The organism is Pedobacter sp. UC225_65, from assembly GCF_042698365.1.
Taxonomy (GTDB): Bacteria; Bacteroidota; Bacteroidia; order Sphingobacteriales; family Sphingobacteriaceae; genus Pedobacter.
This window is the reverse complement of sequence record NZ_CP170550.1, coordinates 3,018,059-3,042,192: the sequence shown is the minus strand read 5'-3', so window position 1 is coordinate 3,042,192 and position 24,134 is coordinate 3,018,059. Positions and strand designations below refer to the sequence as shown.

Annotated in this window: 25 protein-coding genes, 1 tRNA gene and 2 pseudogenes; 19 read left to right on the top strand and 9 right to left on the bottom strand. The window is 39.3% G+C overall.

What is annotated here, in order from left to right:
- Positions 1-136: 136 nt before the first annotated feature.
- From ACFJIZ_RS15925 to ACFJIZ_RS15855, 15 genes are all read left to right on the top strand, one after another.
- Positions 137-556 carry an IPExxxVDY family protein gene (locus tag ACFJIZ_RS15925; RefSeq protein ID WP_379086115.1) on the top strand — a complete coding sequence of 140 codons (420 nt, stop codon included), beginning with the start codon at positions 137-139 and terminating at the stop codon, positions 554-556.
- Positions 557-693: 137 nt separating this feature from the next.
- On the top strand, positions 694-2,124 hold the full coding sequence (gene pyk / locus ACFJIZ_RS15920; RefSeq protein ID WP_379086112.1) for a pyruvate kinase: 1,431 nt from the start codon (positions 694-696) through the stop codon (positions 2,122-2,124).
- 65 nt (positions 2,125-2,189) lie between these two features.
- Positions 2,190-2,277: transfer RNA gene (locus tag ACFJIZ_RS15915), tRNA-Ser, on the top strand.
- A gap of 804 nt (positions 2,278-3,081) precedes the next feature.
- Positions 3,082-4,689: an ice-binding family protein gene (locus tag ACFJIZ_RS15910; protein ID WP_379086109.1), complete on the top strand. Its 1,608-nt coding sequence runs from the start codon at positions 3,082-3,084 to the stop codon at positions 4,687-4,689.
- Between the two features lie 68 nt (positions 4,690-4,757).
- Positions 4,758-6,116, top strand: a complete 1,359-nt coding sequence (locus tag ACFJIZ_RS15905; protein WP_379086106.1) for an outer membrane beta-barrel protein — start codon at positions 4,758-4,760, stop codon at positions 6,114-6,116.
- Between the two features lie 4 nt (positions 6,117-6,120).
- A complete protein-coding gene (locus tag ACFJIZ_RS15900) occupies positions 6,121-6,696 on the top strand; it encodes an OmpA family protein (RefSeq protein WP_379086103.1) in 576 nt (191 codons plus the stop codon).
- 390 nt (positions 6,697-7,086) lie between these two features.
- Positions 7,087-7,752, top strand: coding sequence for a DUF6624 domain-containing protein (locus tag ACFJIZ_RS15895; RefSeq protein ID WP_379086100.1), 666 nt, complete (start codon positions 7,087-7,089; stop codon positions 7,750-7,752).
- A 221-nt stretch (positions 7,753-7,973) separates the two neighbouring features.
- Positions 7,974-8,513, top strand: coding sequence for an RNA polymerase sigma factor (locus ACFJIZ_RS15890; protein WP_379086098.1), 540 nt, complete (start codon positions 7,974-7,976; stop codon positions 8,511-8,513).
- Positions 8,503-9,216 carry a HEAT repeat domain-containing protein gene (locus ACFJIZ_RS15885; protein ID WP_379086095.1) on the top strand — a complete coding sequence of 238 codons (714 nt, stop codon included), beginning with the start codon at positions 8,503-8,505 and terminating at the stop codon, positions 9,214-9,216. Before ACFJIZ_RS15890 ends, ACFJIZ_RS15885 begins: the two co-directional genes overlap by 11 nt.
- Complete coding sequence (locus ACFJIZ_RS15880) at positions 9,182-9,331, top strand: hypothetical protein (RefSeq protein WP_379086092.1); 150 nt, start codon at positions 9,182-9,184, stop codon at positions 9,329-9,331. The genes ACFJIZ_RS15885 and ACFJIZ_RS15880 overlap by 35 nt, the downstream gene beginning before the upstream one ends.
- Before the next feature lie 83 nt (positions 9,332-9,414).
- Positions 9,415-9,846, top strand: a complete 432-nt coding sequence (locus tag ACFJIZ_RS15875; RefSeq protein ID WP_379086089.1) for a hypothetical protein — start codon at positions 9,415-9,417, stop codon at positions 9,844-9,846.
- Positions 9,816-10,184 (top strand): DUF4097 family beta strand repeat-containing protein, encoded by a 369-nt coding sequence (locus tag ACFJIZ_RS15870; RefSeq protein ID WP_379094065.1) that lies wholly within the window; start codon positions 9,816-9,818, stop codon positions 10,182-10,184. Before ACFJIZ_RS15875 ends, ACFJIZ_RS15870 begins: the two co-directional genes overlap by 31 nt.
- A gap of 31 nt (positions 10,185-10,215) precedes the next feature.
- On the top strand, positions 10,216-10,938 hold the full coding sequence (locus ACFJIZ_RS15865; protein WP_379086086.1) for a hypothetical protein: 723 nt from the start codon (positions 10,216-10,218) through the stop codon (positions 10,936-10,938).
- A gap of 76 nt (positions 10,939-11,014) precedes the next feature.
- Positions 11,015-11,965 (top strand): serine hydrolase domain-containing protein, encoded by a 951-nt coding sequence (locus ACFJIZ_RS15860; RefSeq protein ID WP_379086083.1) that lies wholly within the window; start codon positions 11,015-11,017, stop codon positions 11,963-11,965.
- Between the two features lie 560 nt (positions 11,966-12,525).
- Entirely contained in the window at positions 12,526-12,816 is a 291-nt protein-coding gene (locus ACFJIZ_RS15855) for a hypothetical protein (RefSeq protein WP_379086080.1), read from the top strand.
- 157 nt (positions 12,817-12,973) lie between these two features.
- Here the strand turns inward: ACFJIZ_RS15855 and ACFJIZ_RS15850 are convergent, their stop codons facing one another.
- Positions 12,974-13,891: a metallophosphoesterase family protein gene (locus ACFJIZ_RS15850; RefSeq protein WP_379086077.1), complete on the bottom strand. Its 918-nt coding sequence runs from the start codon at positions 13,889-13,891 to the stop codon at positions 12,974-12,976.
- 153 nt (positions 13,892-14,044) lie between these two features.
- On the opposite strand from ACFJIZ_RS15850, the gene ACFJIZ_RS15845 reads away from it, so the two are divergent.
- The 4 genes and pseudogenes from ACFJIZ_RS15845 to ACFJIZ_RS15830 all read left to right on the top strand — a co-directional run bounded on the left by ACFJIZ_RS15845 (position 14,045) and on the right by ACFJIZ_RS15830 (position 18,361).
- The gene (locus tag ACFJIZ_RS15845; protein WP_379086074.1) at positions 14,045-14,638 is read left to right on the top strand and encodes a hypothetical protein; all 594 of its coding nucleotides are present in this window, start codon (positions 14,045-14,047) and stop codon (positions 14,636-14,638) included.
- A 171-nt stretch (positions 14,639-14,809) separates the two neighbouring features.
- Entirely contained in the window at positions 14,810-15,937 is a 1,128-nt protein-coding gene (locus ACFJIZ_RS15840; protein WP_379086069.1) for a TlpA family protein disulfide reductase, read from the top strand.
- 94 nt (positions 15,938-16,031) lie between these two features.
- Positions 16,032-17,398 (top strand): annotated as a pseudogene (locus ACFJIZ_RS15835) (DPP IV N-terminal domain-containing protein); the annotation flags it as partial.
- 225 nt (positions 17,399-17,623) lie between these two features.
- A complete protein-coding gene (locus ACFJIZ_RS15830) occupies positions 17,624-18,361 on the top strand; it encodes an alpha/beta hydrolase family protein (RefSeq protein WP_379094062.1) in 738 nt (245 codons plus the stop codon).
- A 207-nt stretch (positions 18,362-18,568) separates the two neighbouring features.
- Here the strand turns inward: ACFJIZ_RS15830 and ACFJIZ_RS15825 are convergent, their stop codons facing one another.
- The 8 genes and pseudogenes from ACFJIZ_RS15825 to ACFJIZ_RS15790 all read right to left on the bottom strand — a co-directional run bounded on the left by ACFJIZ_RS15825 (position 18,569) and on the right by ACFJIZ_RS15790 (position 24,046).
- On the bottom strand, positions 18,569-18,913 hold the full coding sequence (locus ACFJIZ_RS15825) for a hypothetical protein (RefSeq protein WP_379086066.1): 345 nt from the start codon (positions 18,911-18,913) through the stop codon (positions 18,569-18,571).
- 73 nt (positions 18,914-18,986) lie between these two features.
- The gene (locus tag ACFJIZ_RS15820) at positions 18,987-19,562 is read right to left on the bottom strand and encodes a hypothetical protein (protein ID WP_379086063.1); all 576 of its coding nucleotides are present in this window, start codon (positions 19,560-19,562) and stop codon (positions 18,987-18,989) included.
- Positions 19,505-20,299: a CocE/NonD family hydrolase gene (locus ACFJIZ_RS15815; RefSeq protein WP_379086060.1), complete on the bottom strand. Its 795-nt coding sequence runs from the start codon at positions 20,297-20,299 to the stop codon at positions 19,505-19,507. The genes ACFJIZ_RS15820 and ACFJIZ_RS15815 overlap by 58 nt, the downstream gene beginning before the upstream one ends.
- A gap of 33 nt (positions 20,300-20,332) precedes the next feature.
- A complete protein-coding gene (locus ACFJIZ_RS15810; protein ID WP_379086057.1) occupies positions 20,333-21,052 on the bottom strand; it encodes a LytR/AlgR family response regulator transcription factor in 720 nt (239 codons plus the stop codon).
- Positions 21,039-22,109, bottom strand: a complete 1,071-nt coding sequence (locus ACFJIZ_RS15805; RefSeq protein ID WP_379086054.1) for a sensor histidine kinase — start codon at positions 22,107-22,109, stop codon at positions 21,039-21,041. Before ACFJIZ_RS15805 ends, ACFJIZ_RS15810 begins: the two co-directional genes overlap by 14 nt.
- Before the next feature lie 140 nt (positions 22,110-22,249).
- Positions 22,250-22,483 carry a hypothetical protein gene (locus tag ACFJIZ_RS15800; RefSeq protein WP_379086051.1) on the bottom strand — a complete coding sequence of 78 codons (234 nt, stop codon included), beginning with the start codon at positions 22,481-22,483 and terminating at the stop codon, positions 22,250-22,252.
- A 101-nt stretch (positions 22,484-22,584) separates the two neighbouring features.
- Positions 22,585-22,920: a hypothetical protein gene (locus ACFJIZ_RS15795; protein WP_379086048.1), complete on the bottom strand. Its 336-nt coding sequence runs from the start codon at positions 22,918-22,920 to the stop codon at positions 22,585-22,587.
- A 210-nt stretch (positions 22,921-23,130) separates the two neighbouring features.
- Positions 23,131-24,046 (bottom strand): annotated as a pseudogene (locus ACFJIZ_RS15790) (serine hydrolase domain-containing protein).
- Positions 24,047-24,134: the final 88 nt, after the last annotated feature.

The window sequence follows — 24,134 nt, the reverse complement described above, 5'->3', positions numbered from 1 at the left end:
ATAATTCTGTGCAAAGAAAAATAAATTCTAACACTTTTCAAATGTTTTTATTTCTCAATCAATTTTAATGTTTTTATTTCAAACTTAATGTAAAATTAGTTTTATAATTTCGTAATTCTAAAAAAAATATTCTGTTTTGAACAAAACTTATTTAAAACTCTCTTTAGACCTCGACTTTGTTTTAATTGCCATTACGGCCGCAGCCAAAGATTATATGTTGTGCCATAAAATAAATAACAGCTTGGAGTTTAACTTCGAAAAGGCTGAGGATCATGAGGTTTACTATAATGTTGACGAAGCTCCATTGGCATTTTCACGCTTCTATTATTTTGTAGAACAGGGCGAAATAGAGTACTACTTGGTGAGCAACAGAAATAGCGAAGGATTTTTAATTCCGGAGATGAACAAGGTAGATTATTTTATCATTATCCACCAATATATAGACAAAGAAGACCTTAATTTTATTTTAACCAGATTAAATAAACTGCCTGATATACAGGTAGCTGCGCAGATAGATCCGCATAAATTAAAATCGAGAGAGAATTTAGTAATGTAAATTTTATATTGTTCGTGTATTAAATACACTATATTTGAATCTTAATAAAATTGAAATAGAACATAAACATTTAGATAAAACATGGTTATTTTCAATAAATTTCCGTTTTTTATCTCATCGCAATAAAAAAATAATAAATGAAACCTTTTCATTCAAGAACTAAAATCGTAGCTACTTTAGGTCCAGCATCAGCCAAACCAGACGTTTTGTATAGTATGTTCAATGCCGGATTAGATGTTTGCCGCCTTAATTTTTCACATGGTTCTCAGGCTGATCATCAAGAAGTGTTGGATACCATCCGTAGCATCAACAAAAAATATAAATATAATGTAGGTATCCTGGCCGATCTACAGGGACCAAAAATTAGGATTGGAACCGTTAAAGATGGTGGTATCCATTTGGTTAACGGTAGTCGTACGGTAATTACCACAAAAGAATGTGTAGGTAACGAAGAACGCATTTATATCACTTACGAGAACTTTCCACAAGATGTGAAAGCAGGAGAAATTATCCTTTTGGATGATGGAAAGCTACAGATGAGGGTAATCGAGACCAATTACAAGGACGAAGTTGTCTGCGAAATTGTTCACGGCGGTATCTTAACCTCTAGAAAAGGAGTAAACCTCCCAAATACTAAGGTTTCTATTCCTTCTTTAACGGTAGAAGACCGTAAGAACCTAGAATTTGTATTAGAAAACAACGTAGAATGGATCGGTTTATCTTTTGTGCGGAATGCCGAAGATATTATCGAGCTGAAAGATATCATCAAAGCTAGAGGCAAAGCCGCTAGGGTAGTAGCCAAGATCGAGAAACCAGAGGCGATTGCCAATATCGACGAGATCATCGCTGTTTCTGATGCCATTATGGTGGCCCGTGGCGATCTTGGAGTTGAAATGCCGATGGAAGAAGTGCCATTGTTGCAAAAAATGATCGTACAGAAGTGTAGAGCGGCATCTAAGCCAGTTATTATCGCTACACAAATGTTAGAAAGTATGATCACTACACCACGTCCAACACGTGCAGAAGTAAATGATGTGGCCAATTCGGTACTAGATGGTGCAGATGCGGTAATGTTAAGTGGTGAGACTTCGGTTGGAGAATTTCCATTGATCGTGATCGAAACCATGCAAAAAATCATTTCGAACATAGAAGACAACAATTATCCTTTCCACCCAGAAAAATTCTTAAAGCCTAAGGCAGACAGTTTCTTGAGCGATGCAGTTTGCGATTCGGCTTGTTTCCTTTCTAAACAGACCAACGCAGTTGGTATCGTATCGATGACCTTGAGTGGTTATACCGCTTTTGAAATTGCCAGTCACCGCCCACAATCGCCAATATTTATCTTTACCAGTAATGAAACCTTATTAAATACCTTGAGTTTAGTTTGGGGCGTTAGGGGTTTTTATTATGATAAATTTGAAAGCACCGATAATACCATTACCGAGGTTAACGATTTCTTGAAAAAGAAAAAACTGATCAAAAAAGGAGATGTGATCATCAATACCGCAGCGATTCCGATGGAAGTTAAAGGTAAAACGAACATGTTGAAGATTACGGTTATAGATTAACTTTACCTATTCTTCTGATAAAGATATGCCCTTGTTTATACTTGGGCATTTTTTTGCCCCACAACGGAGAGATGTCAGAGTGGTCGAATGAGCAAGCCTGGAAAGTTTGTATACTCGCAAGGGTATCGAGGGTTCGAATCCCAGCGGACTACAGAATTCAAAAACCATCTTTATGTGCCTTAAAGATGATTTTCTGCTTTTATACTAATTTAAAATTTTGCGTAGAATGCTTTAACCACAGATTTGTGTTCGATGTCGGTAAGTTTAACTTGATAGTAATGAACAGAAATTTGTTGCTTTTTAAATAACTTATGGGCTTACTAAGACTAATTAACCGGAAAAGGCGATAAAGCTAATTTATACTGAATCATAAAGAATTCCGTGCTTCAAAACTCCGGGTACCGTAATTTACATCAACCACAAATACCATCGCCTTGTTTGACCACATGACCAATAGTCAAACCTTTACCCTTTCGCAATGCCATTTATTGACCGAGAAACTGGATTAATAACCTGAGCAACAAAAAAAGGCCAAGGTCCAAAGCTATCTTCTTGCCTTAAGTAACTTTAAGTTAATATGCCCTGTAATTAATACAAAGTTAGTCCTACAACTACAGGTTTTTAGCTTTTAGTTAATTCTGATGAGCCAAGATTTTTTTTTTGATGAGGCATTAAGTACATCTGTTTGCTTGTGGGTTACTAAATCAACCCTAATGCAAACTACTTCGTTGGTAATTAAAGGTAACGGCATTTGCTTTGCAAGATAGGGTTGTATAAAACACCTGACTAGTCTTTACTGCCCGATGACAACAAAGCCTAAGTTGTAAAAGCTTAGTTTACATCCTAACAGAAAGAGCCAGTAAACTGCAGTTTATTTGCTCCCGTACTACCTATTTATTTCGACTTTACTCCACGTAAGTTAACGCCCAAGTCTCACAAAATACTTAAACACCAATTATGAATTTAAATCTTTCCTTTTTAAGGAATAGCACTGCTGCGCATCAAAGCCGGGGCTATTCGAAGGTACATGTTGCCTTCCTATTATTACTAACCGCTCTTGTAGTTTTTATTGCGGGTTGCAAGAAAGACGATTTTGGTGGTGAAATTTTCGGCAATTGCCCAGTAGTAACTACCGATCCTATTAACGGTGCCATAGATGTACCAGTAAACAAGGTTATCGGATTAACTTTTAATACTGATATGAGAGGCTCTACCGTGAACGCAACAACTGTTTTGTTAAAGCAAGGCAGTACTGCAATAGCAGGTATAGTTGGACCAGCTACAAATGGGAAATTGTTTACGTTTGACCCAACAGCAGACCTCCTACCCTTTACTACCTATACCGGAACGGTTACTACGGGCGCGAAAGACACTTTGGGAACAGCAATGGCGGCAGATTATGTATGGACTTTTACTACCATGCCTCGTATTACCATAGTAGCTAACCCTGTTTTAGGCGGAACAACAACTGGTTCTGGCGATTTTACCCAAGGTTCATCAGTTACCGTAACTGCTATACCAAATGCAGGTTATACATTTACCAATTGGACTAAGGTAGGTGCGCCAACCGTAGCACTTTCATCTAATCCAAGTTACCAGTTTAACATGGCAGGTAATATTGATCTGGTAGCTAACTTTAGCCAGGTTGCAACGTTTACAGTTCTTGTTACACCAAATCCTTTGGCAGGTGGAATAACAACTGGATCAGGCACATACGCTTCTGGAACTTCTGCGACAATCAGGGCCATAGCAAACAGTGGTTTTACTTTTACTGGCTGGAGCGGAGATGCTACGGGATCCACTAATCCATTAACCTTAACTGTAAATTCAAATAAGAACGTTATTGCAAACTTTACCGCTGGTGGTCCGATTGCTGGTGCTGCTAATGGTCCAATCCTTCCAAGTCTAGGTGGTGCTGCTAATTTCTCTATATTAACAAAGGCTGGTATTTCTACCACGGGGATTACGCTGATAAATGGTGACATTGGTGTAAGTCCATCTGCGGCAACTTCAATTACAGGCTTCGGCTTAATTATGGACGCAAGTGGACAATTTTCACGCTCGCCTATTGTAACGGGCAGAATTTATGCCTCTGATTATGCCGCACCAACACCAGCTAACCTAACTACTTCGGTATCCAATATGGAAACTGCTTATACCACGGCAAATGGTCTAGTTACACCAGCTCCGGTACTTGAAAGAGGTGCAGGAAATATCTCTGGTTTAAACTTGGCACCTGGTTTATACAAATGGAGCACGAGCGTATTGATAGATCCTAACACAACAGTTACCCTAACTGGTGGGGTTAACGATACTTGGGTATTCCAGATTGCACAAAACCTTACCGTTAACAACGGAGCGAGAATCATCCTTCAAGGTGGTGCACAGGCCAAAAACATTATGTGGGTAGTTGCTGGTCAGGCAACATTCGGAACAACTACAAACTTTAGTGGTAATATTTTGAGCAAGACCTTAATCTCTACAAACAACGGTACCATCATAACTGGTAGGTTATTGGCACAAACTGCTGTTACCTTAATCGGAACCATTGTTATACAACCCTAACAAAGCATGCCCGCCATTTGGCGGGCATCTTTTACTATTAATTAGCTAAATATTAATCTAAAAACATTATGATGTTACTTATAAATAAAAATAAAGCAGCATTGATCATCTGCTCGCTACTGATCATTTTGAGCCAAAGTGCTGCATTTGCTCAAGATACACAGCCCAAATGGTGGTTCGGTGTATCAGGTGCGGCAAATCTTAACTTTTATACTGGTACTACACAGCGTTTGAATAATTCTTTGATCGTACCAACGGCTTTTCACAAAGGAAACGGTGTGCGCCCATTTGGTTCGATCTTGGTAGAATATCGCGCTGCGAGCGTTTTAGGCTTTATGCTGAACGTAGGATATGATGGTCGTGGTGGAAAGTTTGATGATGTAGTGGCCCCATGTGATTGCCCAGCTACATTAGAAACCAACCTTAGCTACATTACCGTTGAACCGAGCTTACGCTTGGGAATTCCGAAATCGAACCTGTTCTTTTTTGCCGGCCCACGTGTGGCATTCGGATTGCAGAAAGGGTTTGAATATACCCAGCTTAAACAAGAAGATAAAGAAGGAGATTTTAGTGAAATGAACACCACTGTTTTTTCTGGACAGGTTGGAATGGGCTATGATTTGCCAATTACTTCGGTAAACAGCAAAATAAGCGCTTCCCTTTCCCCTTTCGTTTCTTACCATCCATACTTTGGTCAGGATGCACGTAATATAGAAAGTTGGTCAGTATCTACCGTTAGGGCAGGTATTGCTTTAAAATTTGGAAGAGCTGTAAAGGTAAAGGAACAAGCTCCAGTGGCAGCAGTGCCGGCGCGTGATATCATGTTTACGGTACGTGCGCCTAAATCAATCCCTTTAAAACGTTTGGTAAGTGAAACATTGCCGCTTCGTAATTCGGTGTTCTTTAATGAAGGTTCTACTTCAATCCCTACGCGTTACGTATTGCTTACAAATAGTCAGGCATCAGCCTTTCAAGAGATTTCTTTACAAAACGAACAAACTCCAAATATCGATGGACGTTCTGCCAGACAGTTAAACGTGTATCATAACATCCTTAACATTTTGGGTGATAGAATGAGGGCTAATACTAGTGCTACGATTTCATTAACGGGATCTTCAGCCAATGGACCAGCAGAAGGTAAAGTATTTGCAGAAACGATTAAACAATACCTGGTATCGGTATTCGGAATTGATGCTTCGAGAATGGCTACTGTTGGACGCACTAAACCGCTGATCCCATCAGAACAACCAGGTGGTACAAAAGAATTGGTACTGCTTCGTGAAGGAGATCGCCGTGTAGATATTACCAGCGCATCACCTGAATTATTGATGGAAGTTGGTGGAGGCATGATGAAGCCAGTGCAGATTTTAACCACACAGGTAGAGTCCTTTGGACACCCATGTGATATTCAACGTGAATGGTGCTAATAGAGTGCTCAAATCTTGGACACTAGCCCTTACCGACGAAAGTGGAACCGTGAAGCGTTATGGGCCATTTACACGTGAACAGGAAAGCATGACCGCGACCTCAATCTTGGGAAGCAACAAATCAGGCACCTACAAAGTGGTGATGGAAGGTGAATCGAAAAGTGGCTTGCCGATAAGGAAAGAAGCTACAGTGGCACTGGTTCGCCAGGATGAAAGGATAGATAAGGGATACCGTTACAGTATCTTGTTCGACTTTGATAAATCAACCTCAATAGCATCATATAACAAGTTTTTGACCGAAGTGGTTTCACCTTTAATTACTTCAGGTTCTACGGTTATTGTACATGGCCACACTGATGTCATTGGAGAAGAAGCATATAACCAGAAGCTTTCAACCAGCAGGGCAACGGAAACGCAAAAGGTCATTCAAAAGGCCTTGACAAATGCGGGCAAAAGCAATGTCACTTTTGAAACCTTTGGTTTTGGAGAGGATACAAACCGTGCACCATTTGAGAATAACTTCCCTGAGGAACGCTTTTACAACAGGACCGTGATCATTGATATCATTCCCGGCAAATAATTAATTATTAAGAAATGATAAAATAGGCCAATCGTAAGACTGGCCTATTTTATTTAAAAGGATTTTCATACACATGATCTAAAACAGGTCCTAAGTGAACATATTGATCACGTTCACCAAATATACTTCCTTGGAGCACATTAACCAGGTTCCCTAGATTGATACCACCAAAATGATGTAATTTCGCTTTGTATTTAACTAAAATTTTGCTAATTTTAGTTATAGCATTTGCAGCTAAAGAAAATCAAAATTTAAGGTGAGTAATTCGGGGAGTAGATAAGTTGGAAGCCTTCGCATGATACTAAAAAAGCGTTTTATGGATATGGGTTCAATTCCCTCTCTCTCCGCCAAAACAAAATGGTCCTGCTTTGCAGGACTTTTTGCTTTAAAATGGATTGGAAGAAATATTTACGTAATTTTAAGGTAGTAATTTCATCACTCGATATCGGTAACATTATGGATTATACCAGTTTTGCAGAGCGGATAATTTGTCTGAAAGATAAGGATTTGGCATTTCGTAATGAACTTATCCAAAAGGGACAATTGGGAGAAGGATATCATGAAGAAATGGAGAAATTGCATAACAATAATGCAACGCTATTAAATGATATTATAGCTGTTATTGGGTATCCGACTATTGATAAAGTTGGTCAAGAAGCCAGCGAAGCTGCTTGGTTGATTATACAACATTCAATAGGACAACCCTCTTTTATGAGAAAGTGTGCGGTATTATTAAAAGATGCTGTTGATGAAAATAGAGTGGATCCCAAAAATTTAGCTTTCCTAACCGACCGTATAGCTATATTTGAAGGGGAACCCCAACTTTATGGAACTCAATTTGATTGGAATGAAAATGGAGAATTGATGCCAAATCTTTTTGACAACCTGATAAAAGTAAATCAAAGAAGAAAAGCTATCGGATTGAATACACTTGATGAGCAAATCGAATTGATTAGACATCGCGCAAAAAGCGAAAATCAAAAACCACTGAAAGATTTTGAGCAAAGAAAAAAGGAGATAGAAGAATGGAAAAGAAAGGTAGGTTGGATAGCATAAAGAGTATTTCCATTCATAAAAAAAGCCCGATTATTGATCGGGCTTTTTTTATTTATCTGGTTGATGTTATTGCAAATTATGGGTTATTAAATGGTTGATTTAGTGGCAGTAATGGTTATTTTGATAAAAAATTTAAATATTTAATAAAGAATTTTGCAACAATCCGGCATTTCTGATGCCTTTAATGTAAAGAACCTAAAACTATCGATACAATACGGTAAATGAGTACACAACAGAACCTTATAGCCATGTGCAAAGAGGGAAACCCCCATGCGTATACGGGGCTCTATAACCAACATGCTAAATATGTCTATAATGCAATCTGTAGGTATGTAGAACACACGGCCGAAGCTGAGGATATCCTGCAGGAAACCTTTGTAGATGCTTATCGGGATATTGGCGACTTGAACAATGCGGATAGTTTCGGGGGTTGGGTAAAAAGAATAGCGATCAATAAGGCGATCAACTGGTTGCGTAAAAAGAAGCTGATGTTGATCGAATTAGAGCCGGAAAAAGCCATTATAGATGAAGACCCGATCGATGAAGATGATTTTGAGTATACGATGAGCAAAGTGAGTGAAGCCATTGAGGCGCTTCCGATTACCTACAGAACGGTTTTTCAGCTTTACGCCATTGAAAACATACCACAGCAAGAAATTGCACAACTATTGGGTATGACGCACACGGGAGTAAGAACACAGTATTTCAGAGCAAAGAACAAGCTTTTGGAAACATTAAAGGAGGGACAATATGAAAGGTAAATTAGAGAAATTTATAGACAGCAATAATGAGGCATTTGATCATCGCAACCCAAATCCATTGGTATTGGAGCGGATCAAGCTTCAAATGCAAACGGAAAGCCCTAAAAAACCGAAAAAAGGCATTGTAATTTCTTTCCAAGCATTACGATGGACTGCGGCAGCCTGTTTCGTATTGGTATTGGGGGCTGTGTTTTGGAAACTGAACGAAAGCAATATCCCTAAGGATCCAAAAATGTTGACGAAAGCGGCAGTCAAAATTCATCCACAGGTACCAACAAATGATACGGGTACAAACCCAGCTTTAAATGAGGTAGCACAGCAACCCTTAGTTAAAGAACATCAATTTGAGGGGGTAGATCATGATATGGCTAATCGAAAAGCGCAGTTGAAGCAAGTATTAGGAGAAACTGCCTCTGCCTCTTACAAACAGGCTTTGTTTGATCAACTGGGCGACGAGGAATCACCAGCCAACCGCATTCGGGTATTGTCGGGTACTGAGCGATTGAAAAACATGAGCCGTGATGTGGTGGATGTGCTTGTTCAAACAATGAATGATGATCCAAACACCAATGTAAGGTTGGCCGCATTGGATGGTCTGGCCAAATTTTACAGGGAAAGTTATGTTAAAAAACAATTGATCAGCTCTTTAAAGAAACAACAAGAGTCCTATGGTACAGATTGCATTGATCGGATTGTTAACTAGGATGAAGGAGTCGGCCATCCTCTCAGAACTAGAACAAATGGTTAGAGACAAAGATACCATGGATGCAGTTAAAGAAAGAGCTTATACAAGTATGTTCGAACTGAAAGGGACTTAACCAGACCAAAACGGGGCTATTGAACTCCAAAATATTAATCAGAAACCACAACAATTATTAATCATACAAATATTTAATACAAAATGAAAAAGAGAATACTAACCCTATTAATTTGCTTGAGCGCCTTTGGTAGTGCTTTTGCACAAGAGTTTAAAGTAGCCAAGACAAGTGGCAAACTGGTGATCAAACTATCGGCTGTTACCGTAGAAGGTTACGATGGAAATGAAGTTGTTTTTAGCACACCAAGCAAAAAAATTGCTGATGAGCGAGCTGCTGGTTTATCAGTGCTTAGCGGTACGGGTATTGTTGACAATACGGGCATCGGTATTAATGTAGCAGATAAAGGAGCTACCTTGGAAGTGAATGAGGTGGCACCTAATTTGGGCAAGATCAAAATATTGGTGCCCCGAGGCATGAGTATTTCTTATAACTGGCAGAATATGATCAATGCAAATAAGATTGTCTTCAAAGACATCCAAAAGAGATCGACATCTCGGCAAGAAACAATACGATAGAACTGGAAGATGTAAGTGGACCAATAAGCGTCAATAGTATTTATGGTTCGGTTATAGCCAAGTTTAAGGATAAAATTACCGGACCAATTACGATTGCCTCTATGTACGGTAACGTTGATGTGTCGGTACCATTGGCTACCAAAGCGAGCTTGAAGCTCAAAAGTTCTTATGGTTATGTTTTCGCAGCTTCTGAGATGAAGATCGAGCTAAAAAAGCGTACTGAGGATGGAATGGTTGAATATAACAGTAGCAATATTGTGGGCAGTTTGAATGGTGGAGGAATCGAATTTAACCTAACCTCTGAGTACTCAAAGGTATACCTGAGAAAAGGAAATTAATTGTACTTCATCCATTATTAACTTGAATCACATGAAAAATAAATTGATCATGATCGGCTTAGTGCTATTGGCACCAATGGTTACCTTTGCGCAAACAGTTATCAATCGTACTTATCCCATTAAGGCAGGGCAGCAATTGTCCTTAAAATTTGATTACCCAGTTGTGAAAATCAGTACCTGGGATAAAAATGAGGTGTCTGTAACAGCTAAGGTAAGTATCAATGGTGGTGAACATGATAGTGCTTTTACCCTGCAAGACCAAACTACAGCCGGAACTTTAGAGATAAGTGACCTGATTAAGGACAAAGACAAATTGCCACGTAGGTATACGATATGGCAAGATGGGCAGAAAACTACTTTTAAAACATTGGAAGAGTTCAAGGCTTATAGAGACAAAAAAGATGTGAGGTCTTATTCGGAAGGAACGGATATTGATATCAAACTGGAAATAAAAGTGCCAGTGCACATCGCCACAAATATCAAGGCAACCTATGGTATAGTGGAGTTGGTTGATTTCAATGCTCCTATCAGCGTAGATGCCAAGTATGGTGGTATTGATGCCAGTCTCATTAAAAATCAAGTGGGACAAATTAAAGCAACTACTAATTATGGTAGGTACTATTCTAACTTGAATCTAGTGCTTACCGATAAAAAGCAAGAAAATTTCCTGACTTCCATCACAGCAGAGCCAGGTAAGGGGCCAGCTTATGTCTTCGAATCGACCTACGGGAAGATTTATTTAAGAAAACAGTAGCTTTTAAGGCTTCAATAATAAACAATCCCATCCCTATGCAGTTAACGGATAATACAACCAAATAAACAAACTAAAGATGAAAAACATAAGCGCTTTTGTTGCAGTTGTTTTATGTGCAATAACAACTGTAACTTCTGCCCAAACAAATCCGGATGAAAAGGCTAAAAGATTAGATTCATTGTATAGCGGACTGCATGCCGCCAACTCCTTTAATGGCAATGTGCTGATTGCCGAAAAAGGGAAAGTGATCTTTGAGAAGAGTTATGGTTTAGCCAATGAAAAAACAGGTGCCAAATTAAACGCAAATACTATTTTTGAATTGGCATCCGTATCTAAACAATTTACGGCTATGGCTATAGTTCTGCTCAAAAAACAGGGAAAGCTATCGTACGAGGATGACATGACCAAGTATGTGCCTGAATTGGCTGATTACAAAGGAATAACAATCTGGAACCTGCTGACCCACACCGGTGGCCTGCCAGATTACATAGATATAACCGATACAAATTGGGATAAAAACAAAATAGCCACAAACATTGATATCCTCAACTTATTTAAGGCCTTAAAGCCAAAAAAGGTTTTTGAACCCAATGAGAAACGGGAGTACAGTAACACTGGTTATTTAATTTTGGGTACCATCATTGAACGTGTAAGTGGGCAATCTTTTGGTGGATTTCTGGAACAGTATATTTTCAAACCTTTGGAGATGAAGCGTAGTTTGGTTTACCGGAGCAGGTATCAGCCACAAAAAATTGAAAACTATGCACTAGCCTATGGTTACTCTGATAGTTTAAAGCGAAAAATTACACCTGATGAAGATGGGAGAAACAGGTTCATTTACCTTGATGGGATAGTTGGCGATGGGATGGTGAATAGCACAGCAAAAGATTTACTTAAATGGGATAGGGCTTTATATACAGGTAAACTGGTAAATGAAGAAGATAAAAAAATGATTTTTTCGTCTTACCCAACAAATGACAATAAAGGAACCAATTATGGTTTTTGGTTGGTTTATCAGAGAGAGTAAAGATTTTGGGAAAATGGTCTATCACTCTGGTAGCTGGGCAGGTTACATCACTTATATTGAGAGAGATCTTGATCATGATAAAACAATCATTATTCTACAGAATAATATGTTGAAAACCACCGAACTTCCATCCAAAAACACCCGCAACATACTCTATGGGATGCCGATAATAAAGGAATAGAGGCCAACCTGAAATAATTTTTCCCTTGGTCCGTGTCGAAACGGACCAAGGAGAACAATTGTAAAAAAATCGTTACATTTTAATTCGAAGTTAATCCTTCTCTCTCATGATTTGATCTCTATTTGGGGCAAGAAAATTGATGTTTCGTTAAAGGAAATATGAAGAATATATTCCATGCGATTTTTGTATAAAACTCTTAAATTTAGGGTAAGTCAGATATTCCAAAAAGGAACAGTTTATAGTTTTGGTAGCTGTCGGACTTAAAGGAGCGCAATGTTTTGATGATTGGGATAGCTTAGAATCAGTAGTATCCGAAGCACTATGCTTGTCTAACCGAAGACTTTGCGATTTCAAATTTTGTAACCTAATCTTATATCATATGAAAAATCAACAGTCAAATCAGCAAAATTCACCATATGGCGAAGTGCTAACGAGAGAACAAATGAAAAATGTTAAAGGGGGTGAACTTAATGGTTCTTGCAGTCTGGTCTATCAAAACAGTAATGGCAATTGGATTACTGAAACTGGAGTCTGCAAAAAGATGGAGGTTGTGGTTCAAACAGATTTTGGCCAGGCAGTTTTGAATTTAGGCTCCTATTGTCAAACTCAGAGTTTTCCATTTAGACAGCCGTTATCTTCAAATGGCGGTGTAAGTAAGTGTAATACTTAGGATAGTTAATCTGTGATACGATAATTATAAACGAATAAAGAGTTCTTTTTCAATAATAAAAGCTAATAAATTTAGAAATCCAATCTGCTTTAACGAGATTGGATTTTTTGTTTAATTCTTCATTCGTCTCCTTGGTCCGTGTAGGCACGCAACAAGGCTAATATTCAATCATCTTCCTCTCAACCGTCCCATCGGCATTGAAATCGAATAAGGCATAGGCAGGTGCAAAATCCTGAAAAGCACCACCCCACCAATTGCCGCTCACGGCACCATTGCAATAATATTTGATGCCCAAATAGGTGAGCTCGTCTTGTAAATGGATATGGCCACTTAAACAGGTCTTGATGTTGGAGTGTTTTTTAAATAAATCCTTGATCTTTCGCGCATCTGTATGGAGTAATGCCCTTGATAATTTCCAGTCGCCATTGGGCAACATGTCTTTAAAGAACATGGCGCTGCAAAAAGACATGATCGGAATATGCGAAACAATACAGATGAACTTTTCTTGATGGTTGTTCAATTCATTCTCCAGCCATGCAAACTGTGCATCATCTAACAAAGCAATGTAGCCACCGTTGTTTTCCTGCACACTGTCTAACACAATAAAATGCCAATTGTTGTGGGTATAACTGTAATAGGTTTTGGCATAACCCGTTTGTTGTAACCACCATCCTTTGCCATAAAGCGGGTCTTTTTTGTCTGCATCTTTCAATTGCCAGGCCCAAATATCGTGGTTGCCAAGTGCATATTTTACAGGCAGTTTGTTTTCGGCTTTCATAATGCTGTTAAACAGGTCCCATTGTATTTTGGTCTTTTCCTTGTCGGCCGCAAGCGCATCCATTACACAATCGCCCCCATTGATGATAAAATCAGGTTGCTTTTTGAGTTGATGGATATTCCTCAACACTTTTCTCATACCAGCTTCTGCTTCGGCCAAAGGTTTGATATGGATATCGCTGATAAAGGCTACACTAAACTTGCTTTTCGCTGTGGTAGAAACAGCATGGCCAACAGCAGGCAAAGTTGTTGCCGCCGTTAATAGAGAAACATTTTGGATAAACTTTCTGCGTTGCATAATGATTGAGCTTTTAGTGATATAAAAATAACTTAAATTGGGATAAACGTTGTAACAATAGCGTTAAATACAAGTTAAATTGCAAGGAGTGATTTCACTTTAAAAATAGGGCATTAAGTTTGTGCACCTTTGATACACACAAAACACACACAAATGAAAACAAGATTAACCCTACTAGCGATGCTATTCTCGCTATGCTGCTTTGCGCAGGACCAAAAAACAGCCAATGCACCACCTATTTTTAAGGACAGTATTGCGGGGACCTCATTTTTTTTGAAAGACAGAGATATCGTGTACCAAAAGGTATTCGCCTCAAATCTCAAAAAAGAAGAACTGCTCGAGAAGATGAATTCGCTATTGAGCACCATCAGGAATTTTAGATTTAACCAGAATACCATTCCAGCTGAGGCCGAAATTTATGGAAGGCTTTTTTTTCACAGCTTCGACCATGAAAAATACGATTACAATATGTTTAACAATTCTGGATATATCAGTGAACCTTTAAGTGCTGTTGTTGCCATTCAGGTTAAGGACAATAAGTATAGACTTACGATTTCAGAGATGAGTTTTTCTAGAGATACTGAGGCACCAAGCCAACGGATTCGATTAGATGAGGTTTTTACACAAAAAAGAACCAGAGACAAAATCAAACACCAAAAAGCCAATCTTAAACTGGCACAATACCTTGATCAAGAGTTTACCACATTGTTTAATGCAAAACGCTCATTGTTAGCGGGAGATTTTTAAGCTTTCCTTCAAGTATAACAGTGCCATCAACTAACCATTGGTGGCATTTTTTGTATACCAATAGCTGCATAACTGTAACTAGTTTAACGCATAGCGTTAAATAAAGTTAATTAATCTACGAAATTATCGTAGATTTTATATATTTGATTTTTATATCCTCAAACCTTATACATGAAATCAAGAATATCCTTTGTCTTTTTAACGTTGTTTTGTTTGGTTATAACTGCCAAAGCACAAGTGGTTGAACAAATGATCAGTCATTTTAACAAGCTTAAAAACGTTAGCTACAAGAGTACCAACATCAGTAAAGATTTTTTTAGCGACAAACTGTATTTTGATACCGTTCAATCCATCATTGTGAAACAAGCAGGTCAACAACTGACCTTTAGGTTTAAGGGGAATGAGCAAGAGGATATTTATGATGGCAGCAAACTATTCAAGTTGCAGTTCTCAGACCATACCTATCGGATAGCTACCAACGCAACGCAGGCTGCCCATTATTACCATTCGTTGCCTTACCTGATCAAAAGGATAGCAGACAACCTCCAAAAAGGTATCAAAGCTGTTCAGTTTCCAGACTCAATTGTTAATGGTAAAAGTTATGCACACTTCAAGATCAAAGAACTGGATTCCATCAAAAATAATAAACATGTATTTAGTCAGACGACCGTATTGATAGATAAAAAGGCAAATTTGCCCTACTATTACCGTAACGATAGCAAAGGTTTTATTGATGGTACCAATACCTACCTTGTTGTTTTTAACGAATACCGATTTACACACTACCAACTCAATGTAGCAAGACCGATTGACCTGACAAAAATGGTGCTGCCTGCAGATTTTACGCTCGAAAAACCAAAAATACCATTGCCATTGTTAGCCACAGCTACCAGCGCGCCAGAAATTCCTCTTTATAATTTAAACGGAGCGGCGATGCAACTATCGGCATTTAAAGGGAAAGTATTGTTGCTCAACTTCACGGTAAATGGTTGTCCACATTGTATAGAATCAATAGAAACGTTAAATAAACTACAAGAAAAATATAAGACAACAGATTTTTCTATCATCACGATCAACCTATTTGATGACAAAGCTGCCATCTTAAAATTCGACAAAAGTTTTGATGTGAGATACCCTACCTATACCAGCGATAAAACCACCTTAGAAAAATACCGGGTACAGGCCTATCCTTTATTTTATGTAGTAGACAAAAGCGGAAACATCACCAATAGTTATAACGGTTTCTCTACAGCTATAGGTGTACAGATGGTTGAAGAAATACAACGTCTTATTCTATAAAAGAGTGCGTTTTTGTAATGTATTATTGTTAGTACTTTAATTTAAAGTGCGCAAACAGTATTAATTTTATGCTGGTTTAACTAAGCTAAAGCATATGAATAAATATTTATTAACCGCAACAGCGCTTGCCTTCGCATGTGTTGCAAATGCGCAACAGGGCAGGTCTTTAACTGCTAAAGATTACGAGCGTGCAGAGCAGTTTATGAGTTACAATACAGAAAAATTTGTAGATGCGGGTAACGTACGCCCGAACTGGCTTGCAGGCGACAAGTTTTGGTACTTGAGCAACTCTGCAAATGGGACCGAATTTATTTTAGTAGATCCTGTTAAAAGAACAAGAGCAGCAGCATTTGACCATCAGAAACTGGCCACAGCACTCTCGGCTGCAAGTGGCAAGACCTATGAAGCCAAAAAACTTCCTTTCCCAACCATTAGCTACGCAGCAGATGGAAAATCTATCTCTTTCTCTGCAGATGGAAAAAGATGGCAATATGACTTGCAGACCAATCAGGTAAGTGCAAATACAGGCACTGCAGAAACGGTTACGGGCCCTCCAGCACGTGGCAGAATGGGTGGTGGAAATAATGGAGTTGTATCGCCCGATGGTACAAAAGCAGTTTTTATCAAAGACTGGAATTTGTGGGTTAGAGATATCGCCACTAAAAAAGAAACACAGTTAACTACCGATGGTGTAAAAGACTACGGTTACGCTACAGATAACGCAGGTTGGACGATGAGCGATGGTGCCATTGTACGATGGTCGCCAGACTCTAAGAAAGTGGCCACCTTTCAACAAGACCAAAGAAATGTAAGTGACATGTATCTGGTAACCACCAATGTTGGTGCGCCGGTTTTAAAAGCTTGGAAATACCCTTTACCAGGCGATAAGGTGATTGCTACCATTAGAAGGGTAATCATAGATGTGGAAAATACCAAAGTGGTAAGTCTCCAAATCCCACCAGATCCACATAGGGCAACTTTGAGCGACGATATTGCCAGTAGCGGTACCTTCGATGATATCGATTGGAAGGCAGATGCCTCAGAGATGGCTTTCTTATCTACTTCAAGGATCATAAGCAAGAAAAATTTCGGATTGCCGATGCCACTACTGGAGCAGTACGCGAAGTATTTGAAGAAGTAGTTAAAACACAATTCGAATCGGGTCGTGGTGCCATCAATTGGCGTTACCTACCTAATAGCAACGAAATTCTTTGGTACTCTGAGAGAGACAACTGGGGGCATCTTTACCTGTACGATTCGAAAACGGGTAAATTGAAGAACCAGATCACCAAAGGCGATTGGTTGGTATCGCGATTGTTAAAGGTTGATGAAAAGAACAGAGTGCTCTATTTTATGGGTAATGGCCGTGAAGCAGGTAATCCCTATTTTAGCTACCTGTATAAAATTGGCTTCGATGGTAAAGGCTTAACTTTGCTTAGTCCAGAGTTGGGTAACCACCAGATTACCTTTTCGCCAAGTAACAACTACTTTATAGACACCTACTCGCAGCCAGATGTGCCAAGTGTAACTACCTTTAGAAACATAGATGGCAAATTGATAGGTAGTTTGGAAAAAGCAGATGTATCGAGGTTAGCCGCAACAGGTTGGAAAGCACCAACACCTGTAAATGTAAAAGCCAACGATGGCACTACAGATATCTACGGATTGGTATTTACTCCAACCCAAATGGATCCCAATAAAAAATATCCTGTAATTGACTATATCTATCCAGGTCCCCAAGGTGGTAGCGTGGGCAGTTGGTCGTTCTCTGCATCACGAGGAGACAACCAGGCATTGGCTGAACTGGGATTTATTGTGGTAATGATTGAAGGAACGAGCAATCCATTTCGTTCTAAAAGCTTCCATGATATGAGTTATGGCAACATGGCCGAAAACACTTTACCAGATCAGATTACGGCTATTAGACAATTGGCCAAAACCTATCCAATAGATACCAATAAGGTAGGTATTTGGGGCCACTCAGGTGGAGGTTTTGCTACAGCTGCGGCGATGTTCCGTTATCCGGATTTTTTTAAGGTAGGTATTGCCGAGTCAGGTAACCACGATAACCGTAACTACGAGGACGATTGGGGCGAACGCTACAACGGTTTGGTAGAAAACTCCAACTACGAAGCGCAGGCCAATCAGAACTATGCCAAAAACTTAAAAGGCAAACTGATGTTGACACACGGGATGATGGACAACAACGTACCTCCTTCAAACACCCTTTTGGTAGTTGATGCTTTGATCAAGGCCAATAAAAACTTTGATCTGGTATTGTTCCCTAACAGTGCACATGGCTTTGGACAGTTTTCGCCTTACATGATGCGTAAGCGTTGGGATTATTTTGTAACCAATTTATTGGGTGCAGAACCACCAAAAGAATACAATTTAAGAGGTACTACACCAACTGCTAGAAACTAATAATTGGTCAGTATAAAAGCATGAAATTTTTGTCATCCTGTACGCAGGATGACAAAAATTTATAAGGTACTTTAACAAGCCTGAAGTTAAAAAGAGTAGGGAGAACTCTGTCAGTCTGAGTGTAGTGAAACCGCAGAACAGCCACGAAGTAATCTAATTGAGCAGTTCTTATCTATGGAGATGCTTCGTTCCTTAGCATGACAAATTTTACTTCAAAATCGGTAAAACTACAAAGCTATCATTAAACCACTTCACCTCTAATGGTCTACCCGCATCTTTGATCGTTTCTGTATTTACATCCCTGCCGGTACCATAATTGATCTGTTCGCTCGCACTCTTATTGATGTTGACCAGTATTACAATCCTACTGCCCTTAGACAATCTCTTTGCACTCATGTAAGTATTGCTAAAAGGAAGGGTTTCTTTCTTTCCGGGCGTTAATAACTTTCGCTTAGTTACGCTAGTGGCATAACTGGCCCGTCCCATAAAGTACGAAAGGTAAAAATATTTCCCCTCTGGTGTAAGCTCAAACAACACTACACTGTAGTCCATATCCTTTTTATTGATTGCCGCTTTGATCTGCCCCGTAAAGTTCCGGGCAAGGTCAACGTTTTTCGGTAAAGGATCAACTTACAAACATCACTCCATTATGGTATAAAGTATCATAACTGATGTTACGCTGCCAAAAGTAACTGTGCTTATCATTACGGTCCTTAAAATCTATCACCTGCTTCACAAAAGCTTCTTTTAAGGGTTTTTTGGCCTCCAGTTTAAAAATGCTGTCAGTGTGCTTGCTACTCAGGTATAGTACTAACGAATCATTACCAGTCCTTTGTAACGAAGGAGCATGCCTCCACTCGTTGCTGCCCATCAACTGGTAATTGATCTTATCCTTCAATACACTTGGTTTTGGACCACCTTTTAAGATGTAGGCAAACCAATCGTAGATGATGTCGTGGATTGGAATATTCGCCACTGGATCAATCTTATAGCCATTGTACACCGAATCGGGGTAACCCTGCGACCCAAAATGTCCATACGGACCAATCATCACATAATGCTCGGCTTTCGGATTATACTTAAGATGTTCGCGATAATAATACAGCGCGCCGATTTGCCCGCCATCAAAATAACCGGTAGTAGTTAATATTGGAATATTGATTTTAGCGAAATCTGTTTTGTAGGGATGATAGACTGCCAATAACTGTCGTAGGCAGGGTGGGCCAACCAACGTCTAAAAATGCTGTTTTTGGGTCTGCCCATCAAACTATCCAACATAGGGTAAGCCTTCCCCGATTGGTACCAACGATCGTCAAGGTCGTTCCATTGTTTGTTGTTGTAATCATCATTGTCCAAAAGCTTATTGTTGGTTACATAATAGGTCCACGAAAATGGAAAACTCATGACAACATTATTGGTCATAGGTACATCAAGGCCTGGAGCAGCAGCAGCGGAAGGAACGATTGTTTTTAAGGCAGGATGCAGTTTTTTGGTTGCTGCCCACTGTGCAAAACCATTATAGCTGCCCCCGTACATGCCAACTTTTTGATTGCTCCAAGTCTGTTTGCAGATCCAATTGATCACCGCATTCACATCATCGCCATCATGCTCATAAGGCACTGCGATATCAGGACTGTTCTTTTTGCCCCTGGTATAAGCTACCACCCCAACATAACCTTTATCTGCAGCCTCTTTGGCCTTTTTTAAGTCGGTTTGTCTAGCGTAGATTGTAAATGAAAGAATAGTGGGCAAGGGTATTTTAACTTCCTTTTTGCGGACCACTAAGGCCGAAACCTGTGCGCCATCGGGTGTTTTGATCAAAATACTGTCTTGAACGATATAATCGCTCCGGTCAAAAACAAATACATTCGCTTGCTGCGCAAAAGCACAGCTTCCAAAAAATAGGCAAAAGAATGCCAGGGACAAGAAATTTCTCATCTTCATATCAATTAAATAAACTTGAATAATTAATTAAAACAGGTTACGTGCCTTAAATACGGCTGTCTGTCTACTAGAAACCGTATGCTGATCGCCATTGGCCAAAGTCAATGCCAATCTACCATTAGCTTCAGTATCAACCGCTTTTATGAATGTAATATTCACAATTAAGGTACGATTGATCCTAAAAAAAACAGACCCATCCAAAGCACGTTCCATTAAACTTAGCGAGCGTTTTAAAAACACCCTTTCCTTGTTAAAATATAAACGCACATAATTACCTATCGATTCGATCACATAAATATCCTTAACCGGTATCAAATGATATTTATCGCCCTCCTTAACAAATAAGCTATGTGTAACTTGTAGTGCACTGCCATTGGCAAAATTGAGGTTAAGTCTGTTTCTAACCTTTTCCATGGCTTTCTCTAACCTTTCCTGCCTGATGGGTTTCACTAGGTAATCCAACGCGCTCAACTCAAAAGCCTTTACTGCATATTGATCAAAAGCAGTGGTGAAAATGACTTCAGGGACTACAGTAAGCCCTTCTAAAAGCTCAAAACCAGAACGTCCGGGCATCTGGATATCCAAAAAGATCAATGCGGGTTGTAATAAATTGATCAGCAGTTCAGCTTCATCTGCATTGGCCGCTTCGCCAACTACTTCAAGTTCAGGGTATGCAACCAAGCCACGTTTCATTTCTTCACGAGCCAAGCGCTCGTCATCGATCACAATTACTTTAAACCTTTTCATAAATTGGAATCAATAACGTAGCTAAAACAAAATCGTCGCCGATCAAAGTCAAAGAAAAATCGGCCTTACCGTTATACTGTAGGTCTAATCTTTCCTTTAAATTTTTTAGACCCAATCCTCTGGTCTGGCCATCCCTTAAATTTCCCTCATTCCTTACGGTTACCCTTAAAAAATCATCGGCTTTGCCTACTCTGATCACAATGGTACCACCATCTTTACGCTGTGCAATGCCATGTTTGATTGCATTCTCTACCAAAGTCTGTATGCATAAAGGCAACACCAATACCTCGAGCATCTCTTCATCCACTACAATATCCCACTGTAAGCGGTCTTCCAGACGCATTTTTTCCAATTCAAGATAATCCCTGATCAAATCTATTTCTTGTTTTAATAGGATCAAGGCGGCATCCCCACCATACAAAGAAGAGCGCAACAGTTCGGAAAGTAGATCTATGGCACGTCTGGCACCGGTAGGATTTTCGATCACCAAACCTTTGATGTTGTTTAAAGAATTAAAGAAAAAGTGCGGATTAAGCTGGGCCCTTAACTGCTCGAGTTGTGCATTTTTGGCTACCAATGCCAATCTTGCATTTTCCCTATTGGCTTTGATCTCTGCTTGTGCAAAATGGTAGGCATAATAGGCCAATATCCAGATAGACATCAACCTGATACCCGTCATCCAGGTTACGATCCATGAATTCTTAAAATTAGTTGCAAAACTTCCGTACAATTGAGGATGTAAGGAAGCACCTATCCAATAATTTTTACAGATCGTTAGTGTCATAAATACCAGACCCAGTACAATCACCGCAGGGATAACAATGGGCAGCAATTGCTTGGGCCGTAATTGACCCCAGTTATTTCGTAAAGAAATGGCCCTAAATAGATGGGTGGGTAAGATGTAGATGATCAGGTCGCCCAGAAAATGGACAATGGCCAAAAGGATGCTGAAATTACTACCAATAGCCCCCATCAAGGTCCAATAAAGCGAAGCCAAAGACCAACCGATCAGTTGGCATTTCCAGTATAACGATAAACCCTTCGTTTCGCTTTTCATCATTGCTACGATTAAATTACGAAACAAAACAACAAAAACTATCCTAAAGCAAAAAGAGAAAGTACACGAGCGTAGACTTTATCATGATGAACGTAGCCAGTACCCTATAAGAATGGATTTTAGGGATGAAGACCATATACTTAACTATTCGTGGGTAGCTGAGGTTTATCCCTTTTCTTCACATGGTCTGCAAGCTCGTAACCTTGGCGTTCTTCCTTTTTGTTATCCAAGAAGAGCAGTACGATCAAAGAAACGATCGGAATCAGAAAAGAGATGAAAAACCAGAACCAAAAACTTTTACCCATATTTTTGGCAAAAACCCCAGCAACCAGTTGTGGGATCAACATAAAACATAAAACGAGTAGCTCTGGCATTAGATTTTATTTGATACACAAATATAAAGTTTAGGGTTAATAACAATCTAGTTTAAATACTGAAAAAGCTCCACTAGGAGCTTTTTTAGATTGATGTAATTTTAATCCACCCTAATAAAAGTTCCATCTACAATTCCCCATTCATCATCTAACATTACTTCAAAATATTGGATGTAAATTTCTGTGGTCGACACTTCAGTAACAACAGCAGTAGAACTGTCCCAAGTTGTAGCTTGAGTTTCGTAAGGAGGATTCATGTACCTAACATCAGAAATTGTATTATTACCAGGATTGTAATCGATCCAAATTTCTGATACGGCATTATAATAAGTGTAGATAATTGGTTTAGAAACCTGTTGGCTGGCTTCTATCCTGTTAGAAAGCGTAGTACCACAAATGAGTACAAAAGTTAATAAAACAAGTCTTGCTTTTTTCATCATCGTAAATTTTAGTGATTAAATTAGTTAATAGTTTACATTGAAGATAGCTATTAATGTGTTCATCGTTAATTGATTATGCTGTTTATTTTGTTCATTTTGTAACAGTGCCATCAATATGTATCTACGGTAATTGTCAATGCAGGTCTAATATAAAGTAAGCGGTGGAACCCAAACGAGTGTGGTTAGTGTTTACTCTTTTTCAATTCATTAAAAACAGCAGCGGTAAAACGATATAGATCGACCACCAGACTGTTCATCAGTTTCGTTGGAGAGTGCAATAAATGCCATCTTATAATCAGGATAAAAAATACAGAAACTCCTGAAGCCTCTTGTGCCACCATCCGTTGTCAGGTAATAGTCCCAGTTCCATAATTTGCCCACATTCCATTGAAAAGCATGAGCGCCCTCATCAATGTCGCCAGAAGTGATCCTATGGCTAAGCCTTACCATTTCATCAGGTACTGCCAACTGGTACTTCAAATAATTAAGCATGTCAGGTAAAGTAGACCTTAGGCCACCAGCACCCGGAAAAGTAAAACCCATTGCAGTGGCTTTTTCTTGACCAATCTTATAACCATTTAAAATTTGCGCTTGATCGGTCACAGGGAAACTTACTTTGGTATGCGTCATCTGTAAAGGCTTGGCGATATACTGCTGTACCAGATCTTGGTATGATTTTCCATATATCCTTTCTAATGCATACCCTAACAATTGATACCCTACATTAGAATAAGCATACTTAAAGCTTTTCAAACTATCGAGTTTGATTTGCCCCAAATTGCTCAAAAATGACTCCTCATTTGCCAAAGCCTTGCCCTCCTCAGTAAAACCATTTGGAAATTTGGCCACATGCGCCAATAGATAGATTACCCTTACTGGATCGACCATTGGGATATTGTAGATTAGTGAAACCACTTGGTAAAAACTTTCTGATATCGTCAGTAAGCTTCATTTTACCTTCGTTAACCGCATGCGCTACCAAAAGCCCCGTAAAAGTTTTGGTAATCGAACCAATCTCGTAAATAGATTGGGCGGTAGGTATCTTGCCAGAACCGGGAGAAGTTTCGCCATAATGGTAACTAAAAGACTTATTGTTTGCAATAAATCCCAGCGAAACAGCCATTCGCTTGTTTTCTTTCAGGTAAACAAGGGCTGCTTTGTGCACAACAGAATCCAATCGGGTTTTTAAAGGATTATCATGAGGTACTTGG